Raw genomic sequence first — 18,127 nt, 5'->3', positions numbered from 1 at the left:
GGGTCACTGGAGCTGCCGCCAGGACTGGCGACCGCAGGGATAAGGCAGATACAGCGACTGGCTGCCGGCGGCGCCTACCACCATCCAGCAAGAGCTGCCCCCGGGCGGACCTTCCTTGCCACTACCCAGACGCGGTATGACCGACAGGGATACGTCCTTGACCGGCGCGGTTCCCTCGGTCTTCAACGACAGGCCCGCTGTACCCGACGCCGGCTTGACACCCGTGGGTGAACCGGTCCGGACATTCTCCAGGGCAGGCGCACCGGTCAGCGAGGAAAGACCAAACAGCCAGTTCGAACCACTCGTCGAACAGCCAACGGTTTCCAGATTGGGGACATAGGTCGGCATGAACATGATGCCGCTGACCAGCAGTGGATTACCAACGAACCGTTCACCGTTGCTCGCAGGCAGGTTGATCATCCACCCTCGCGCATTGGCCGGCGCAGTCCCTGCCACAATCCTGCGCGCCTCGGCGCCCGTCGCCGGAGCATCCGCGGTATAGGGCGCCAGATTGGCCGAGGTCAAGGTCGATGTGACCCTCTTCCCGCCAATGTCATTGACCGCATACAACGCCTGTCGCGAGGTGTCGTCCTTGTCACTGTAGAACGAGAAGCTGCCCGTACCGAAATACAGCATCACGCCACCCGATGGACCGGTCGCAGCGGTCATGCCGCCCGTGATCGGCTGGCGGAAGTTCCGCGCGCTGGTGTCCTGGCTGACCTGGGTGGTGAATACGGGAACGGTCAGCGCCGTGTTGGAACTATCGGTGAGGTCGAATTTCCAGATGGCGCCACGCTGATCGGCAGCGTAGACGGTATCGGCAAGACCATCGCGACCGCGCAGGTCCTGGCTGTCGCCACGCCAGCGATCCACCACCACCACGTTGCCCAACCCATTGTCTCCGGAGATGTTGGCTCCCGAGGCATTGCTCTCTACCGCCTCGATCATCCGCGTGGCGCCCGACGCCATATCCACGACGAACAGTACGGCCTTGCGGCTGGCACTGTTATAGCCGTTGCCGAAGATCGCCTTCCATGCAACCGTCTTGCCTTCCTTCACCGGTACGATCACCGGCTTGCCCAGCACGAAGCCGATGTTGTTGCGCACGCCCTCGGCCAACGACATGTTCAGGTCGCTGATCTCCCAGAGCGCTTGACGCGTGGTAAACGCTGCCGGGTCACTCACGTCCAGCGCAAATACCGAGCGACCACCAGCGCCAGCCGTACCGACCAGTCCCGTCTGCCAGGTGCTGCCGACGAGCATGTCCGAGATGGTGATTGCACCGTCGACGAAATAGCGATGGCGGAAGGTCTGATCAGCGGTATCCGGTTTGTACGGGAACAGCAGGTTGGCCATATGGCCCAGCGAGGTTGAGGGAATGTACGCAAAGCGCTCGGTCCCTCCCGTACTGTCCATCTCACCCGATGCCCCCATGCCACCATCGAAGGCATGCAGCATGCCGTCATTGGCACCGACGTACACCGTGTAACGACCACTCTTCGCCTTGGTGTCCAGGTACTTGGCATAGCTGGCGGCATAATCTTCGCCGAGCTGGCGATAGCCGTAGTCATCGGTAGGCGAACTGACCACCGGCGCCGAATTGACGATATCGCCCAGCGGCGTGGTGCGGTCGCGGTACTTGCCGCCGCTGCGCTTTTCCATCGTCGTATCCGCTTTCAGATAGCGGATGGCCGTGTCGATATCAGCATCAATGGACTTCAGCTTGTCAGTCGAGCACACCAGCATCTCTGCGTACTTGCCATCCGGCTTGCTGCAAAGATCGGCCAGGCTGATGTCGGCCGAACCGAAGTCAACCAGCGTACCCGCTTTGTTGGCCACGATGCGGCGACCCGTTGAAGCGAGTTTCGTTGACGCCTCCCAGGCCTCGCTGAACACAGCGACCTGGTCACTGTTGATCTTCACGGTCGACGCCTTCAGCTTGCTCGACCAGTCGGTCGCACCATTGCGGATGTCATAGCTTGGCGTCACCGACAGCGAACCTGCACCAATGCGGGCGCCGGTCATGCCAATGGTTCCCGACGACGACTTGCCGCCGGAAATCGAGGCCAACACACGTCGCATCGCCTCGGTTACATCGGCAGGCGTCTGCGCATTGATGAATTCACCACGGCTGTTGAGCGCGGCGTGCCAGATCTCATCGATGACCGTTCCATCGTCCACCGTCGATGGATCAGGGCTGCCGTTCCAGTTCGGCGGATTCTTGTACGGATCCGCCGTGGCGGCAGCATCCACGCCGTAAATCCGCCCCTGAGCACCAAGCGTGACACCGTAGAAATTCATGTGCAGATCGGCCTGGCAGTCCAGTCGCTTCCACTCCGCGCTGCCTTGGGACAACGTGCCGCAGCGCTCGTCCACCGGCACCTGCCCCTTGGGGAAGCCGGTATCGGAACGAAGCGGCGTCTTGCTGCCCGAGTAATAGGCCGCAGTGACGTCGGCCATCGTATTGCTGTAATTGTCGGCGAAGGGCAGTGTCGGCAGGTTCACGGTATTGACCGCGTCCGCGTTGGCGAACGAGCCATTCGGATAGTTCTTGGAATTCGTGTAGCCATCCGTGAACAACATGCCGCCATTGCGCTGGCAGGCGCGGATGACGGGCGCGCCGTCGTCGGTACGGCGGAACTGTTCGGCCAGATACTCCACAGCACGACGGTTGGGCGTGCCGCTGATCGGCTTCAATCCGTAGATCTGCTGATAGAGATCGGCGCGGTTGGTCACCAGATCATGCATCTTCACGTTCTTCAGGTCATTGATCGTGAAGTAACCCACCCGCATGTTGTCGACGCCGTACAACGCCTCGGTGGACGCACCGACAATGGCCAGCGTGCGGCTGCGGTGATACTGGAACCAATTGGCGAAGTTCTGCACCGCAGTGTCGTAGGCACCATCGATGCTGTAGTTGTCCTTCTTGATCTGATAGCGGCGCAGATTGCACTTGGGCCCACAGGCCCCCTGGATCACCGGTCGATTCGCATCGTCCGACTTGTATCCGTAGGGCGCCGGGGAATTCTCCGGCAGGTAGAAGGTCGCCGGGAAGTACTGCACGCCATATTGCACCGCAGAGCCGATGTCACGCGAAGCGGTGCGCCAGGCGTTGTTGCGATAATACGCATTGTCGGTTCCCGTCAGATCGGGAATCTTCATCCCGTCGACGAACTGGAATCCCTCACCGCTGCTTGAACGCACACTGGTCATGTTGTACGTGATGTCGTACCCCGCAAATCCGGAGCGCGGGTCGACACGCGCCGCCGTGGTACTGGCAGGGTTCCAGCGGGTTCCATCGGCCCTCAGCCACGGCTTGTAGCTGACTGACGGGTTGTAGTAGCTGGCGTTGTAGACGTGCGAGCGGGCGAAGCCGAAGATATCCAGCGGCGGGATCGCACGACCATACGAATAGCGCTCGTTGTAGTTGTTGTGCGCGTAAAGGTAAAGATAGCAATCGGCTGAACCGGAGTTGCAGTCCTGCCCAACGCTGTAGAAGCTGCCATTGTTGTTGAAGAAGCTGCCAGTCGACGTGCTGAAGATCAAGCGCCCGTCACCGCCCGGGAACATGCGCTCGAAGGTCATCGAATTCGAGTCATCCACGGCCATGATGAACGCAGGCGGTGTCTGCACCTGCACGTTCAAGGGCTCCTGCGCCAACACACCCTGCGCCTGCGCGGCCATCAGGGTATGCACCAGATAGCCGCCAGCGGCGACAACGGCAAGGCCTACGCCCGCCAGGATCCTGCGATTTCGCGTGTTCATGGGTTCCCCACCCTCACAGCTTGAATACGGTGTCGACCGCCGAGCGCGATGTCGCGTCGGTGGCCGTGTCGCCGGCGTATGTCGTGATCTGGTAGACCGGTGTTGCGGCCTCCAACGGCTTGCCCATGTCCAGCGCCCCTTCTCCCTGGATGCAGCCCTGGATCTGCCGGACCTTCACTGCCGGCTTGCTGCCCAGCTTGGTCTTGGCGACCCAGTCCGATGGATCGAAGCCATCGTCGCAGCGTTGATCGATGTCGGCCGAGGTAACCGTCGGGCTGTCACCCGGCGACTGGCGATTGGCAATCTTCTCCACGGCATTCTCGGCACTGCGGGCGGCGCCCTCGGCACTCTGGAAGGCTACGTTGCCGGCACGGTAGCCCGATGCCATGCGCTCCTGCATGCCGGCCACCTGCATGCCTATCACGCCCAGCAGCGCCAGCATGATCAGCAGAATCAGCGCGACGTAGAGCACGGCACCACGCTGCCGGACAGGGGCAGAGAAGGTGCGGCGCGAAGACAGCTTGATGGAGCGCATGGTCGTCAATTCCCGAACAGGCGGTTGCGCAACGCAACGGAAACTTCATAGGCGCCACGGTGGCGCTGGTCATAGGGATCGCCCGGCGCGATGGTCACACCAAGCACCCCCAGGTAGGTGGCTGCCGAACCCGGAGCCTGCGCCGACGCCCGCTGCGGGCTGCGCGCAAGCAGCCCCACCTGCACCATGCCGACGCGGCGCCATGCGCCAACAGCGGTCGCATCCGTCGCGGTGCTGACGGCACTGGCAACACGCTGGTCGACGATGCGGCCACTGGGCGGAGTGGAAAGCGAAATATCCGGCGTTGCGTCAAGGCCGTACAGGAGCTGCATGCTCTCGATGCCCTCCACCAGCTCCTCACCGTCACCGTAGCCACCGGCTCCGTTGGCGCGGGCGCGGTACAGGGCAGGCTCATTGTTGCCGTTGCTCGCGATGTAATACACCAGGCCATCGGCGCGATACAGCATCGTCATCGCGTTGTTGACCGAATAGCCGGTCAGATCCAGCTTCTCGATCTTGACGGTGGATCCACTGATGGTGGCCGGGAACACATCGGCGCGGGTGCAATCGGCCAGCGCGAACACGGTCGGAGTGCCGGCAGCACCCGCCTTCAGGCGCGCCATGCCGTCACCGGACACCGTCACCGTGGTTGTAGTGCCATCCACACCGACGCCTGTCACAACCGCCCCTTCCGGGCTCAACAGGCGGAGCACAAGCACATCACTGCCGGGCAGTGGCGCCGGCTTCAGGTTGATGATGCTCTTGGGCACGGATATCGCCGCGCTCCACGTGCGCCCCAGGGTCAGTGTATTGGTCGGGGCGGTGCCTGCGGCCTCATACCCCTGCACCGGCACCGAGAAATCCAGCGGATCTCCACTGCCCGCGGCGATACCGAGGTTGTAGCGGACATCGCCGGTGTTCTTGATCACATGCGCCTGGTCGTTCACGCAGCCAAAGTGACCCGCCATGCGCAGGTCACGCTGCAGGAAGTCCAATGCGAAACGTGCATTCTCCTGGGTCCGGGCAGCCCCCTCGGACAGGCGTGAAGCCGCGCGGGACGCGATGAAGATCTGCGTGATGCCCAGCAGAAGGACCAGACCGATGACCATGGCGATCATCAGTTCGATCAGCGACAGGCCGCGGGCTCGTGAAGACGGACTCATGGACGCGCTCACAGGAAAGTGGTCAGGCCGAAGGTGGTGAGGCTGTCGGGCTCCTTCGGATCCCAACGCTGATCACCCCAGGTAATGGCCACGCTGACCCGGCCGGTGCTCTGGGTAAACTGGACCTCTGCACTGGCCTTTTCACCGAGTGTCTTCACAACCTCACATTGCCAGCGTGCCACGTTGGTCTTCGGCGTCACCGCCGCGCCGGTCGGCCAGGCACAAGCACCATTGGCCGTCACCGCTCCGGCAGCGAACGAGGCCGAAGAGTAGGCCCCGCCGGCAAGCGTATCGGTGCGCTGGGCGCGCATCAGTTCGATCAGGTCGTTGGCCAGGTTGGTCGCCTGGGTCCGGTAATTGGCACTCTGTACGAATCGCACGCTCGTGGTCTGCAGCAAGGCAAAGCCGAGCAGCCCGAACGCAAGGATCAACAACGCAACCATCACTTCGATCAGGCTGAAGCCACCCTGGGACGAACGCGGAGAGGCAAGGTTGCGGCGATTCATGAGCAGGTTCCCTTGGTCACCCGGACCTGGCCGGACTTGTTGATCGTCAATGTGCTGCGCTGTTCGCCGGCCTTGCAGGACGCCGGGGACAGGACCACCGTCTGATCGTCCGCGGCCTTGCGACGGCCACGGCCATCAAAGGCGATGGTCGCTCCCGGGGGACCAACCACGCTCAATTGCGGGTTGCCCAGGGAAAAACGCAGCACGCTGTCATTGCTGCCCAGCACGCCATCAGCGTCGAGATCGGACCAGGCCAACAGCCCCTTTGACCATTCACCGTCACACGCCAGGCCATCGGTACTGCCACAGAGGCCACCACCACGGTTGTTGCGGATGGCCTCGCTGCGCGCAAGGTTGGTCAACGCGATTACTTCGTTGTTGGCAGTTGCCAGCCGGTTCGAACGAATCATGCTGCGGAAGCTCGGATAGGCGATCGACGACAGGATCACGAAGACGGTCAGGGTGACCATCAACTCAATCAGCGTGAAGCCGTTTTGCCGGCGCAAAGACATTGGACGCTCCCCAGCGTGTTGGTGGCCACGATGGCGCACCGGCCTGCCGCCGGCAAGCGGCGGCAGGATGAACGGTCAGATCCGGGCGACGGGCGTCAAAGCCTTGACATCCCGCCCTCCCCCACCGGTCCGGCGCGGTCCCCGCCGCGCCGTCCAGCCCCCCTCGCCTCGCTTACGCCAGCACCTGGTAGCAGGGCTGGTATTCGCCGGAGATCTTCATCCGGCGCTGCTCGACGAAGGCACGCAGCAGCGCGTCCAGGGCCTGCATCATGTCGGGGTCGCCATGGATCTGGAACGGCCCGAACTCCTCGATGCGGCGCATGCCGTCTTCCTTCACGTTGCCGGCGACGATGCCCGAGAAGGCCCGGCGCAGGTCGGCTGCCAGCGCGTGCGGCGCACGCCCGTGGTGCAGGTCCAGCGCCGCCATCGCCTCGTGGGTCGGCACGAACGGCTGCTGGTATTCCCACGGAATCTCGATGGACCAGTTGAAGAAGAACGAATCCTTCTGCGCCAGGCGATGCTCGCGCACGCGCTTGATGCCGGCCGACATCTTCTTGGCCACCGCCACCGGGTCGCCGATGACGATTTCGTAGCGCTCGGCCGCGGCGTCGCCCAGGGTCAGGCGGATGAAACGGTCGATCTGCTCGAAGTACGGCGCAGCGACGGTCGGGCCGGTCAGGATCAGCGGGAACGGCAGGTCCTTGTTCTCCTCGCGCAGCAGGATGCCGAGCAGGTACAGGATCTCTTCGGCGGTACCCACGCCACCGGCGAACACGATGATGCCGTGGCCGATGCGGACGAAGGCTTCAAGGCGCTTCTCGATGTCCGGCATGATCACCAGGTGGTTGACGATCGGGTTCGGCGACTCGGCGGCGATGATGCCCGGCTCGGTCAGGCCGATGTAGCGCGTCACGGTCCGGCGCTGCTTGGCGTGGGCGATGGTGGCGCCCTTCATCGGGCCCTTCATCGCGCCCGGGCCGCAGCCGGTACAGATGTCCAGGCCGCGCAGGCCCAGCTCGTAACCGACCTGCTTGGTATACAGGTACTCGTCGCGCGAAATCGAGTGGCCGCCCCAGCAGACCACCAGGTTCGGGTCACCCGGGTTGAGGATGCGCGCATTGCGCAGCAGCCCGAACACCGCATTGGTGATGCCCTCGGACGACTCCAGCTCGGCCGCGTAGGCCGGGCCCATCTCGATGGCCATGTACGCCAGGTCACGGACCACCGCGAACAGCAGCTCGGCCACGCCGCGGATGATCTCGCCATCGACGAACGCCATCGCCGGCGCATTGGCCAGGTCGATGCGCACGCCGCGATCCTGCTGTGCGACCTGGATGTCAAAATCGGGGTAAAGATCGCGCGCGGCGCGCGGATCATCGGAGGCACTGCCACTGGTCAGCACCGCCAGCGCGCAGCGGCGCAGCAGCTCGTGCATGCCACCACTGGAGGCGTCGCGCAGGCGCGCAACCTCGGCCCGCGACAGCACATCCAGGCCACCACGCGGGTAGATCCGCGCGTCCTGCACCGGCAGCGTCCGCGCTGCCTTTTCATTCGTTGTCATATCCACTTTTCTGCTTCCTTTAAGGTGTCCGACTGTACTGCCGCCCCCTTAAAAAGCAAAACGGCCGGGAAGCCCGACCGTTGGATAGGTGCGTCCCGCGTTCGCCGCTCCGGGACCGCTTCGGCGGCATCTGCGCCGCGCACGTGTCTGGATGCTACGCCGATGCACCACCTCCCGCAAGGACTTTCGCCTGAACGGAAAACGGCCGGGTTTCCCCGGCCGTTTCCCTTTACTGCATCAGGCTCTGACGGATCAGAACTTGTACTTCAGGGTCAGCTGCATCGACCAGCGCGACACACCGGTGTTGCCCTTGTCGTTGTTGTTTTCCTGGATGGTCGGGGTATCGGTGGCGCCGGTGAAGTTGTAGATGTACTTGCCGGTTGCCGGATCGATACCTGCGTAGCTGGCCACGCGGGAGGTGGAGTTGAAACCGTAATCTTCAATACGGCCCCACTTCTTGTTGAGCAGGTTGCCGACATTCATGATGTCCAGCGCCAGCTCACCCTTGTGCTCCTTCACGAAGCCCGGGAATTCCTGGGCGATGTGCAGGTCGAAGCTGTTCACCCACTTGGTACGGAAGGCGTTTGCCGGAGCAATCTCGCCGCGGTACTTCTCCAGCTGCGGGTTGGCGGCAAGCCAGTCGAAGAAGGCCTTCTCCATCGCCGCACCGCCGGTGAACTTGACGTCGCCCGGGCCATTCGGCACGTAGAACAGGTCGTTGAAGTAACCGGCGCCAGTGGTGGCGGCGGCATCGCCGTTCATGTCGTTGTAGTAGATGTAGCTGAACGGACGACCCGAACGACCTTCGTAGAACAGGCCCACGGTGGTGTTGTAGTTGCCGAAGAACGCCTTCTTCCAGTTGATCGAACCGGTCACGCGGTCCTTGATCGCGTAGCGCGAATCATAGGCCACGTTCTCGTTGGCGGTACCGATCAGGGTGCTGCCCCAGTTGGAGGTGTTCTGCGAGCTGGTCAGCGGGCTGACTTCCTTCGCGGCGGTGTAGGTGTAGGCCAGCGACCAGCCCCAGTTCTCGGTCAGCGGCTTGTTCAGACCGGCGGTGAACTGGCGGCTGCTGCCCTTGTCGGTGTTCTTCATGAGCAGCACGTCGCCCATGTCAGAGGGACGATTGAACTTGCCGCCCGCACCGTTGCTGCCTTCACGGATGGAGCAGTTGGCGCCGGCGCACGGCACGTAGCCTGCGTCATTCCAGTACAGCTCGCGACCATCCTGGCCGATGCGGGTCGCTGCAACGCCCGAAGCGTTGTACAGGTCCAGTCGCTCGAAGTAGATCGCGCTCTTGACCTTGGTGTACAGGAACTCAGCCGACGCAACGATGCCATACCACGGCAGCTCGTGATCGAAGGCGATGTTGGACTTCCACACCGACGGCAGCTTCAGGTCAGGCGCAGCGATGTCCACGTTCTGACGAGCACCGGCACCCGCAGCCGGGATGTACGGCGGATTGGTGTTCGGGGTGAAAATGCCGGTCTGGTTACGAACGGTGTACTCGGTGTAGTTCAGGCCGGTGTTCTGGTAGGCACCTGCCAGCCACACGTTCGGGGCCGCGCCACCGAACAGGCCCACGCCGCCGCGCAGCTGGGTCGGACGATCGCTGTCGAAGGTGTAGTTGAAGCCGAAGCGCGGCTGCACCAGCTTGCTGTCGGGCAGCTGGGTGTTGTCGTAGCCGTACAGTTCCATGATGCGCGGGTTGTACAGCTTCTGCGTGCCGAAGTCCGGCATGTCGACGCGGACGCCGGCCTGCACGGTCAGGTTGCTGTTGATGGCCCAGCTGTCCTGGATGAACAGGCCGGTGTTCTTCAGCGTGTACTTGGCCGGGATGTCGTCGTAGCTGCCGCCGGCGCGCGGCGCACGCACAACGTACTGGTTGACGCGACCTGCAGCGAAATCGCTGAGGTTGTTGAACACATACGCGCCGTTGACGTTACGACCGTAGTAGTTCAGCAGGTCGTTGTCGGAGTAGTCGAAGCCGAACTTGACGGTGTGGTCGCCGACGTACCAGGTGGCGGCACCGAAGGCGCTCAGCTCCTTGCTCTCGACCGCGTTGACGTGCGAGTTCTGCTCGGTACCGAAGTACAGCGAGTCATTGCCGCTGGCGCCAAAACCACGGATCTGGATCTGCGGCAGGCTCGACGGCGTGGTACGGACCGAGGTGTATTCCTTGTGCGAGATCTTGAACTCGGTCGAGAAATTCTCGGACCAGTCGCTGAACAGCTCGCCCATCCAGGATTCGTAGGTCTTCGGCTGCTGGTACCAGAAGGTGCTCAGCGAAACCGCGCTGTTGCTGATCTGCGGGAAGCGGACAACATTCTGCTCGAGCTTGTTGTAACGCACCGCGGCACGGTGGTTCTCGTTGATGTTCCAGTCGATCTTCAGCGCGTACTCTTCGACCTCGGTCTTGTTGGCCGGGGCGTTGAGCGAACCTGCGTCGAAGCCGTAACCGGTCGCGATCTGCTGCGCGCGGGTGATGTCGGCATCGGTGATGGTGCCCTTGCCGTACGGCGAATCGGTCAGGCTGACGCCCGGGGCCGAACGCTCCATCTTTTCGTAGTTGGCGAAGAAGAACAGCTTGTCCTTGACGATCGGGCCGCCGAAGGTCATGCCGTAGGTCTTTTCGTCATCAAAACCGTTGAAGCGGACATCGTCCAGGTTCTTGCGGACCATGTCCTTGTCGCGGTACGCGTAATACACGGTGCCGCCGAAGTTGTTGGTACCCGACTTGGTCACCGCATTGATCACCGCGCCCGTACCGCCGGCAATGGTGGTGTCGTAGTTGGCGATGTCGATGTTGATTTCCTGGATCGCATCCATCGACACCGGCTGACGCTCGGTCGGCAGGTTGTTGGATTCCAGGCCGAACGGATCGCCGGCACCGATGCCATCGATGCGGATCGCGTTGTAACGGGTGTTCTGACCACCGACCGAGATGGCACCGTCGGCCTTGCTGACCTGCGAGATGCGCGGATCGAGGCGGATGTAATCCTGGATGTTGCGGTTCACCGACGGCAGCGACTCCAGCGTTTCGCGGTTGACGTTGGTGCCGGTGCCCATCTTGTAGGCGCTGAACAGGTCGCTGCCCACTGCGGCAGCCACGACCTGGACGGCATCCAGATTGGTGGCGGCAACATCGCCGGCCAGGTTGGCGTTGACCGTGTTGACCTGGTTCAGGTTGAGGTACACGCCCTCTTCGGTCTTGGTGCCCTCACCCGGCTTGGTGATGGTGATGGTGTACGGACCACCCACGCGCAGGCCGCGCGCGTTGTAACGACCCGACGCATCGGTGGTCGCACGCGAAACGGTGCCCGATTCGGTGTGGGTGATGGTGACTTCAGCACCAGCAACAGGCGCGCCCGCATTGGACACGACCTGGCCGCCGACACCGGCAGAGGTGCTCTGGGCGAAGGCGGGAGCGGCGGCGAGCGCAGCCACGAGACCAAGGGTGAGCTTGGACATCCGGAATGGGTGAGTCATTGTTCGGTAGCCTCGATGCGAGTTGGCGATGGCGGAAAAAAAGCGCATCCAAGCAGCCTTGCGGGCGGCTGTTCGGACATTTATCTGGGGTTCCCTACCGTGAACGGCAGCTGCCGCAACGGTTAACACTAGATTAACACGCTACGCTTTCAATGTGACGGTTGTGCGACAAACGGCACCGGATCGCAACGCTATCGTGACGGAATCTTCATTCCGCTTTACGAACGTCTTCACTCGTCGATGGCGGATTGCCCGCATCGAGCACCTGCCCGCGCCACGCCAGTCCGGCAGCGGACAACAGGGTCACGGCCGCTGCCGCGGCGGCCTCGGGGCCGCATGCGGCCGGGTCCTGGTCGATCGAATAGGCCCGCGCACGCAGGGCGGTACGCAAGGGGCCAGGATACAGGCCACTCACCCGCACCGGGCTGCGGGCCAGCTCGTCATGCAGGCTGCCGATCAGCCCGCGCAGGCCGTGCTGGGCGACACCGTAGCCGCCCCAGTACGCCTGCCCCACCCGCTCAGGGGCATCCACGGTGAATACCAGCGCCGCATCTTCACGCTGGCGCAGCAACGGCAGGCAGGCCTGGGCCAGCCAAGCCGGAGCGGTCAGGGTGACGTGCACGGCGCGGGCGAAGCTGGCCGGGTCGGCCAGCTCGAACGGGGTCAGGCCGGGAAAGTGGGCCGCGCAGACCAGCAGGCCATCAAGGCGCCCCAGCTCCTGCGCCACCGCCTGGGCCAGTTCGGCATAGTCGTCGGGACCGGCACCTTCCAGGTCCAACGGGTACAACAGGGGCTCCGGCCCAACCGCCTGCACCTGGGCGTAGACCCGGTCCAGCCTTCGTGGCTTGCGCCCCAGCAGGACCACGGTCGCCCCCGCCTCAGCGGCTGCAACAGCGGCAGCGCTGCCGAGCCCGCCGCCCGCACCGGCAATGAGCACCACACGGTCCTGCAATGGGCGGCCATCAAGCGCCCCGTCTGCCGGTGACGTCGATGGCCAGGCGCTCATCCCTGCGCAGCCTCTTCGACGATGCGCTTGAGCTCGCCGGCTTCGAACAGTTCCATGACGATGTCGCAGCCGCCAATCAACTCGCCGTTGATGAACAGCTGCGGGAAGGTGGGCAGATTGGAGAAGCGCGGCAGATTGGCGCGGATCTCCGGCTCTTCCAGCACATTGACCGTGCGCAGCGCGACGGCGCCTGCGGCCATCAAGGCCTGCACGGCGCGGCTGGAGTAGCCGCACATGGGGTATTGCGGGGTGCCCTTCATGAACAGCACGAGCGGGTAACGATCCACCTCGGCCTGGATTTGCTGCATTACCGCCACACCTCACTCCTTGCTTCGCCGGACAAACCAACCGTGATGGTCGGCTAGACTGCCCACGGTAGCTGCCATTGTAAGCCGATGGTACCGGCTGCCGCCGCCCCCTGGCCACGAACCTGTCCATGCCCGTCGAACTGCCCGCCCTGCCCTACCTGCCCTCGTCCCTGCAGCCGCACCTGTCGGCACAGACCGTGGAACTGCATCACGGTCGCCACCATCGCGCCTACATCGAGGCGGTCAATGCCGCCATTGTCGGCACCGAATGGGAAGAAGCCACACTGGAGGACATTGTCCGCCACGCCCAGGGCGCGCTGTTCGATGCCGCCGCCCAAGCGTGGAACCACGGCTTCTACTGGCAGTGCCTGCGCCCGCGCGGCGGTGGCGAGCCGCAGGGCCGCCTGGGCGAACTGGTCAAGCGCCAGTTCGGCGACGGCCAGCGTCTGCGCGAAGAGTTCAATCGAACCGCGCTTGGCCTGTTCGGCTCCGGCTGGGTGTGGCTGGTGCAGCACCCCGGCGGGCAGCTCGGCCTGCAGGCCACCCGCAATGCGGGTACGCCGCTGACCGGCGACAGCACGCCGCTGCTCTGCTGCGATGTCTGGGAGCACGCGTACTACACCGACTACCAGAATGATCGTGCACGCTATCTGGAAGCATTCTGGCAACTGGTGAACTGGGAATTCGCCGAGAGCCAGCTGCGCTGAGACCGACGGGCATCCGTATCCGCCGGGCATGGCCCGGCGCTACCGGCATCACGCCTGGCCGTGGTGGATGCCCATCCTGGTCGGCCCCGCTCTGGTAGATGCCCACCTTGGTGGGCCCTGCTCTGGTAGATGCCCACCTTGGTGGGCGTCGCCGGCCAGCGGCCGGCACTACCGGGTTCAGCGGCGCCTGCCGGCCGACGGCCGGCATCACCTTGGTCAGCCGTTACGCAACGCGTGTACCGCGGGGGCCACCTGGGCCTGGCGGTCGAGCTCCAGGCCTACCTGCTCCAGCGCATCGGCCAGTGCATCGGCATCATCATCACGCAGGGTGGCGTGACCCACCTTGCGGCCGTCACGCGATTCCTTGCCGTAATCGTGCCAATGGCCACTGGCCTGCTGCAGCACCGGCGTCGGGTCGGGCATTGCCCCCAGCCAGTTCAGCATGCAGGCATGGCCGAGCATGCGGGTACTGCCCAGCGGCAGGCCGAGCACCGCACGCAGGTGGTTCTCGAACTGGGAGGTTTCGCTGCCTTCGATGGTCCAGTGCCCGGAATTGTGCACGCGCGGCGCCATCTCGTTGGCCAGCAGTTCACCGTCGCGGCAGAACAGTTCCAGCGCGAACACACCCACGTACTGCAGGTGTTCGGCAACACGACGGGCATAGCCGATCGCTGCTTCGTGCTCGGCAGCGGACAGCACCGCCGGTGCCACGCTGGCCGACAGCACGCCGTCGACATGCCAGTTGCCGGTGACCGGCCAAGCCTGGAAGCTGCCATCGCGGCCGCGCACGGCAACCACGCTGACTTCGCGCTGGAAGGCGACAAAGCCCTCGAGGATCAGGCCGGTGCGCTCGACCTGCGCCCCCAGGGCCTGCCATGCCGCATCGATGTCCGCTTCGCTGCGCAGGCGGAACTGACCCTTGCCGTCGTAGCCCAGGCGGCGGGTCTTGAGGATGCACGGCAGGCCGAATTCGGCGGCCCTGGCAGCCAGCTCGTCGCGGCTGCGGATATCGGCGAAGGCCGGCAGCGGAATGCCGAGCTGCTGGAACAGGGTCTTCTCGCTCAACCGGTCCTGGGCCACCGCCAGCGCCGACGGCGGCGGGTAGACCGGCACGCGGTCGGCCAGCCATTGCGCGCTGTCCGCCGGCACGTTCTCGAAATCGAAGGTGATCACATCGACTTTGGCGGCGAAGTCCGCCAGTGCCTGGCGATCATCGAAGGCCCCCACGGTGAGCGGTGCCAGCGGGCCACTGCAGGCGTCGGCCGCCGGATCATACAGTTCGAAGCGCAGTCCCAGCGGCGCACCGGCCAGGACCATCATGCGGGCGAGCTGGCCGCCGCCGAGGATGCCGACGGTCAGGCTCATTGGCGCGGATCGTCGTGAGCCATCACGTCTTCGGTCTGGCGCGCGCGGAAGCTGTCCAGCGCCTGGCCGATGGCCGGCTGGTCGCTGGCCAGCATCGCGGCGGCAAACAGTGCGGCATTGGACGCGCCGGCATTGCCGATGGCGAAGGTGGCGACCGGGATGCCGGCCGGCATCTGCACGATCGACAGCAGCGAATCCATGCCGTTGAGGGCCTTGGACTGCACCGGCACGCCCAGCACCGGCACCGCGGTCTTGGCCGCGATCATGCCCGGCAGATGCGCGGCACCGCCGGCGCCGGCGATGATCGCGCGCAGCCCGCGCGAACCGGCCTGCTCGGCATAACTGAACAACACATCCGGCGTCCGATGCGCGGACACCACCTTCACTTCGAACGGAACACCCAGAGCTTCAAGCTTCTGGGCGGCGTGCTGCATGGTTTCCCAGTCGGAGCGGGAACCCATGACGATGCCGACAAGCGGCGCGATCGGGTTGGGGGTCATTGGCCGTCACCTGCCTTAAAGACGTATTCTAGCCATCTTCCACGCAAGACGAAGAACCATGGATCGCAAGCTGCTCGACCTGCTGGTGTCGCCCGACACCCGCCAGCCCCTGTCCCTGCTGGATGGCAAGGGCCTGGAAGCCCTCAACCGGGCGATCGCCGCCGGTTCCGTCAACCGCGCCGATGGCAACCCGCTGGCGCAGCCGCTGCGCGAAGCCCTGGTCACCCGCGACCGCAAGCAGGTGTTCCGCGTCGACGACGGCATCCCGGTGCTGCTGGCCGAAGAAGCCATCCCGACCGCACAGATCGCCGACTTCCCGGCCGCATGAGCGCGCTGCCGACGCCGGATCCAGCCGTCGTCGCGGCCGATGTCGCCCGCGCGTTGGCCGAGGACCTGGGCAGCGGTGACGTCACCGCCGCCCTGCTGCCCGACCAGCCCGACAGCGCCTACCTGCTATGCAAGCAGGATGCGGTGATCGCGGGCCGTGCGTGGTTCGATGCCACCCATCGCGCACTCGATGCGGACGTGCAGATCGAGTGGCGGGTGGCCGAAGGCGACAGCGTCAGCGCCGGCACCGTGCTGGCCCTGCTGCATGGGCGCAGCCGCAGTCTGGTCAGCGCCGAACGCACCTCGCTGAATTTCCTGCAGACCCTGTCCGGCACTGCCACCACCACGGCCCGCTACGTTGCTGCGGTGGAAGGTACAGGCACGCGCATTCTTGATACCCGCAAGACCCTGCCCGGCCTGCGCCTGGCCCAGAAATACGCGGTGCGGTGCGGGGGTGGCGACAACCACCGCTTCGGCCTGTACGACACGGTGATGCTGAAGGAGAACCACATCCGCGCGGCCGGTTCACTGGCTGCCGCTGTGTCGGCCGCCCGCCAGCAATGGCCACAGCTGCCGCTGGTGGTCGAGGTCGAGGACCTGGAACAGCTGCGGCAGGCGCTGGAAGCCGGCTGTGAACGCATCCTCCTGGACGACTTCAGCCCGGAACTGCGGCGCGAAGCGGTGCGCATCACCGAAGGCCGCATTCCACTGGAGGTGTCCGGCAGCGTCGGCCTCGGCGGCCTGCGCTCGATCGCCGAAGATGGCGTGGACTGCATTTCCATCGGCGGCCTGACCAAACACGTGCAGGCAATCGACCTGTCGTTGAAACTGGGTCCGCCACCGGGTTGAGGGTGGATTCGCGGATCGTGATGTTGCCGGCCAACGGCCGGCACCACCGTTCTCACACCCGGCGTTCACAACGGCGCTGCGACGCTGCGGCCATCCCCCACAGGAGCCGCGCATGCGCCGGATGTTCTTGCCTGCCTGCCTGCTGCTGGCCGCGACGCCTTTCTCGGCCGCCGCTGTCGAAGCCTGCGATGTCCCACCGCGTTTCGGCCTGAGCCCATTGGCGGTCGCCATCCGCAACACCGCCTGCAACGAGCATCGGCTCTGGTATCGCCCCTTCATCGACCGTGACGGCCGCGCCGCCAGCCTCAGTGTCACCGAGGCCGAAGGCGATCATCTGGCCGACAACGGCCTGATCGCCTGGCAACGGGTCACCAGCTACTGGCGCGAAAGCGGCACGCTCAACGCGCTGGGCAGCCAGCCCGGCGCCAGCAGCTGCTTGGCGCCGCTGGGCACGCGTTACACCGACAGCGATTGCCGCGCCTTCCTGATCGACAATCCGTGGTCGGCGGCCTTCATTTCCTGGGTGATGGTGCGTGCCGGCGTACCCGGCTTCAATACTTCCCCACGCCATATCGACTACATCCGCGCCGCCTACCAGGCGGGCCCTTCCGGCGTGCCCTACCGCCTGGTGGACCCTGCCACCGCCAAGCCTGCGCCGGGCGATCTGCTGTGCTTCCTGCGCGACCGCAGCAGCACGCTCAGTTACAGCGGATTGGTGCAGGCCCTGGGCAACGGCTCGGTCGGCCATTGGAAGTCGCATTGCGAAGTGGTGGTGGCGGCCAACCTCGGTGGCGACCAGACGCTCTACCTGGTGGGCGGCAATGTCATGAACACCGTGGCGATGCGCCTGCTGCAACTGGATCGCACCGGCACGATCAAGCTGCCGCCGCCGCGCGAGCGCGACACCACCGGCATCGACCCGACCTGCACCCCGGGCCGTGAGGACGAATGCAGCTTCAACCGGCAGGATTGGGCCGCGCTGCTGCAGTTGAATGCCACTGCGCCGCGGGTCGCACCGCTTCCGCCGGCGATACCCGCTGCGCCGACACCGGTGCCGCTGCAGCCGACAACGGAGCCTGGCAACAATCGCTGAGCAGATGCCGCTTGATCCGGTCGCCATTCGTCGCCATCTTTGGCGGATCGACACCTGACGGCTGATGCCATGCCCACCCTGCTGTTCCTGCTCATTGCCGGCGGTATCGTCTACTTCTTCTGGAACGCAGCGCGTTCGGCCGCCGAACGTGCGATCGAGCTGGGCCGCAACGCCTGCCGTGCCGCCGATGTGCAGTGGCTGGACCAGGCGGTGCACGCCACGGGCCTGCGCTTGTCGCGCGGGGAAGACGGACGCCTCGGCTTCGAGCGCACCTTCAAGTTCGAGTATTCCTACGACGGCATCGATCGCCATGTCGGCCGCATGGTGCTGCGCGGCGACCAGCTGGTTTCATTTACCGGCCCGGGCGCGGCACGGATCAGCCAGATCCGTGCGGACAACGAAGAGGCCGAGGATGTGTAGGGGCTGAAGGTGTGCCGACCA

At 64.7% G+C, this 18,127-nt stretch carries 16 protein-coding genes; 5 read left to right on the top strand and 11 right to left on the bottom strand.

The genetic code is table 11. From position 1 onward, the window contains the following. Positions 1-3: 3 nt before the first annotated feature. The 9 genes from BW38_RS13725 to grxD all read right to left on the bottom strand — a co-directional run bounded on the left by BW38_RS13725 (position 4) and on the right by grxD (position 12,854). The gene (locus tag BW38_RS13725) at positions 4-3,765 is read right to left on the bottom strand and encodes a PilC/PilY family type IV pilus protein (RefSeq protein ID WP_032975711.1); all 3,762 of its coding nucleotides are present in this window, start codon (positions 3,763-3,765) and stop codon (positions 4-6) included. 13 nt (positions 3,766-3,778) lie between these two features. Further along, positions 3,779-4,300 (bottom strand): PilX N-terminal domain-containing pilus assembly protein, encoded by a 522-nt coding sequence (locus BW38_RS13730; RefSeq protein WP_032975710.1) that lies wholly within the window; start codon positions 4,298-4,300, stop codon positions 3,779-3,781. A gap of 5 nt (positions 4,301-4,305) precedes the next feature. Continuing rightward, the gene (locus BW38_RS13735) at positions 4,306-5,463 is read right to left on the bottom strand and encodes a PilW family protein (RefSeq protein WP_032975709.1); all 1,158 of its coding nucleotides are present in this window, start codon (positions 5,461-5,463) and stop codon (positions 4,306-4,308) included. A gap of 8 nt (positions 5,464-5,471) precedes the next feature. Further along, positions 5,472-5,969 (bottom strand): type IV pilus modification protein PilV, encoded by a 498-nt coding sequence (gene pilV, locus BW38_RS13740; protein WP_025875254.1) that lies wholly within the window; start codon positions 5,967-5,969, stop codon positions 5,472-5,474. Next, positions 5,966-6,481, bottom strand: coding sequence for a GspH/FimT family pseudopilin (locus tag BW38_RS13745; RefSeq protein WP_032975708.1), 516 nt, complete (start codon positions 6,479-6,481; stop codon positions 5,966-5,968). The genes pilV and BW38_RS13745 overlap by 4 nt, the downstream gene beginning before the upstream one ends. A gap of 172 nt (positions 6,482-6,653) precedes the next feature. Further along, positions 6,654-8,042 (bottom strand): nucleotide 5'-monophosphate nucleosidase PpnN, encoded by a 1,389-nt coding sequence (ppnN, locus tag BW38_RS13750; protein WP_025875258.1) that lies wholly within the window; start codon positions 8,040-8,042, stop codon positions 6,654-6,656. Positions 8,043-8,294: 252 nt separating this feature from the next. Next, positions 8,295-11,531: a TonB-dependent receptor gene (locus BW38_RS13755; RefSeq protein ID WP_032975706.1), complete on the bottom strand. Its 3,237-nt coding sequence runs from the start codon at positions 11,529-11,531 to the stop codon at positions 8,295-8,297. 208 nt (positions 11,532-11,739) lie between these two features. Continuing rightward, positions 11,740-12,537: an SDR family NAD(P)-dependent oxidoreductase gene (locus BW38_RS13760; protein WP_025875262.1), complete on the bottom strand. Its 798-nt coding sequence runs from the start codon at positions 12,535-12,537 to the stop codon at positions 11,740-11,742. Continuing rightward, positions 12,534-12,854 (bottom strand): Grx4 family monothiol glutaredoxin, encoded by a 321-nt coding sequence (grxD, locus tag BW38_RS13765; protein ID WP_025875264.1) that lies wholly within the window; start codon positions 12,852-12,854, stop codon positions 12,534-12,536. The genes BW38_RS13760 and grxD overlap by 4 nt, the downstream gene beginning before the upstream one ends. A 119-nt stretch (positions 12,855-12,973) precedes the next feature. Here grxD and BW38_RS13770 point away from each other — a divergent pair, with 119 nt between their 5' ends. Then, complete coding sequence (locus tag BW38_RS13770; RefSeq protein WP_032975704.1) at positions 12,974-13,552, top strand: superoxide dismutase; 579 nt, start codon at positions 12,974-12,976, stop codon at positions 13,550-13,552. A 216-nt stretch (positions 13,553-13,768) separates the two neighbouring features. On the opposite strand, the gene BW38_RS13775 is transcribed toward BW38_RS13770, so the two are convergent. Beyond that, positions 13,769-14,917 (bottom strand): 5-(carboxyamino)imidazole ribonucleotide synthase, encoded by a 1,149-nt coding sequence (locus tag BW38_RS13775; RefSeq protein ID WP_032975702.1) that lies wholly within the window; start codon positions 14,915-14,917, stop codon positions 13,769-13,771. Beyond that, positions 14,914-15,417 carry a 5-(carboxyamino)imidazole ribonucleotide mutase gene (gene purE / locus BW38_RS13780; protein WP_025875268.1) on the bottom strand — a complete coding sequence of 168 codons (504 nt, stop codon included), beginning with the start codon at positions 15,415-15,417 and terminating at the stop codon, positions 14,914-14,916. The genes BW38_RS13775 and purE overlap by 4 nt, the downstream gene beginning before the upstream one ends. Before the next feature lie 58 nt (positions 15,418-15,475). Between purE and BW38_RS13785 the strand changes: the two genes are divergently transcribed. The 4 genes from BW38_RS13785 (at position 15,476) to BW38_RS13800 (ending at position 18,106) form a co-directional block, all read left to right on the top strand. Next, positions 15,476-15,745, top strand: a complete 270-nt coding sequence (locus BW38_RS13785) for a Trm112 family protein (RefSeq protein WP_025875269.1) — start codon at positions 15,476-15,478, stop codon at positions 15,743-15,745. Continuing rightward, on the top strand, positions 15,742-16,593 hold the full coding sequence (nadC, locus tag BW38_RS13790) for a carboxylating nicotinate-nucleotide diphosphorylase (protein ID WP_032975701.1): 852 nt from the start codon (positions 15,742-15,744) through the stop codon (positions 16,591-16,593). The genes BW38_RS13785 and nadC overlap by 4 nt, the downstream gene beginning before the upstream one ends. Before the next feature lie 112 nt (positions 16,594-16,705). Continuing rightward, entirely contained in the window at positions 16,706-17,686 is a 981-nt protein-coding gene (locus BW38_RS13795; RefSeq protein WP_032975700.1) for a DUF2272 domain-containing protein, read from the top strand. A gap of 69 nt (positions 17,687-17,755) precedes the next feature. After that, positions 17,756-18,106 carry a DUF3301 domain-containing protein gene (locus BW38_RS13800; RefSeq protein ID WP_025875275.1) on the top strand — a complete coding sequence of 117 codons (351 nt, stop codon included), beginning with the start codon at positions 17,756-17,758 and terminating at the stop codon, positions 18,104-18,106. The last annotated feature ends 21 nt before the right edge of the window (positions 18,107-18,127 follow it).

This window comes from Stenotrophomonas sp. RIT309 (assembly GCF_000632045.1).
Classification (GTDB): Bacteria; Pseudomonadota; Gammaproteobacteria; order Xanthomonadales; family Xanthomonadaceae; genus Stenotrophomonas; species Stenotrophomonas indicatrix.
Note: the sequence above shows the minus strand (reverse complement) of the source record. Positions and strands in the feature narration are given on the sequence as shown.

Coding starts and splice junctions, on each gene's coding strand:
- BW38_RS13730 (WP_032975710.1), bottom strand. CDS start 4,300: ATGCGCTCCATCAAGCTGTCTTCGCGCCGCACCTTCTCTGCCCCTGTC.
- ppnN (WP_025875258.1), bottom strand. CDS start 8,042: ATGACAACGAATGAAAAGGCAGCGCGGACGCTGCCGGTGCAGGACGCG.
- purE (WP_025875268.1), bottom strand. CDS start 15,417: ATGACCCCCAACCCGATCGCGCCGCTTGTCGGCATCGTCATGGGTTCC.
- BW38_RS13800 (WP_025875275.1), top strand. CDS start 17,756: ATGCCCACCCTGCTGTTCCTGCTCATTGCCGGCGGTATCGTCTACTTC.
- BW38_RS13795 (WP_032975700.1), top strand. CDS start 16,706: ATGCGCCGGATGTTCTTGCCTGCCTGCCTGCTGCTGGCCGCGACGCCT.
- BW38_RS13770 (WP_032975704.1), top strand. CDS start 12,974: ATGCCCGTCGAACTGCCCGCCCTGCCCTACCTGCCCTCGTCCCTGCAG.
- BW38_RS13785 (WP_025875269.1), top strand. CDS start 15,476: ATGGATCGCAAGCTGCTCGACCTGCTGGTGTCGCCCGACACCCGCCAG.
- BW38_RS13745 (WP_032975708.1), bottom strand. CDS start 6,481: ATGTCTTTGCGCCGGCAAAACGGCTTCACGCTGATTGAGTTGATGGTC.
- pilV (WP_025875254.1), bottom strand. CDS start 5,969: ATGAATCGCCGCAACCTTGCCTCTCCGCGTTCGTCCCAGGGTGGCTTC.
- BW38_RS13735 (WP_032975709.1), bottom strand. CDS start 5,463: ATGAGTCCGTCTTCACGAGCCCGCGGCCTGTCGCTGATCGAACTGATG.
- BW38_RS13760 (WP_025875262.1), bottom strand. CDS start 12,537: ATGAGCGCCTGGCCATCGACGTCACCGGCAGACGGGGCGCTTGATGGC.
- nadC (WP_032975701.1), top strand. CDS start 15,742: ATGAGCGCGCTGCCGACGCCGGATCCAGCCGTCGTCGCGGCCGATGTC.
- BW38_RS13725 (WP_032975711.1), bottom strand. CDS start 3,765: ATGAACACGCGAAATCGCAGGATCCTGGCGGGCGTAGGCCTTGCCGTT.
- BW38_RS13755 (WP_032975706.1), bottom strand. CDS start 11,531: ATGACTCACCCATTCCGGATGTCCAAGCTCACCCTTGGTCTCGTGGCT.
- BW38_RS13775 (WP_032975702.1), bottom strand. CDS start 14,917: ATGAGCCTGACCGTCGGCATCCTCGGCGGCGGCCAGCTCGCCCGCATG.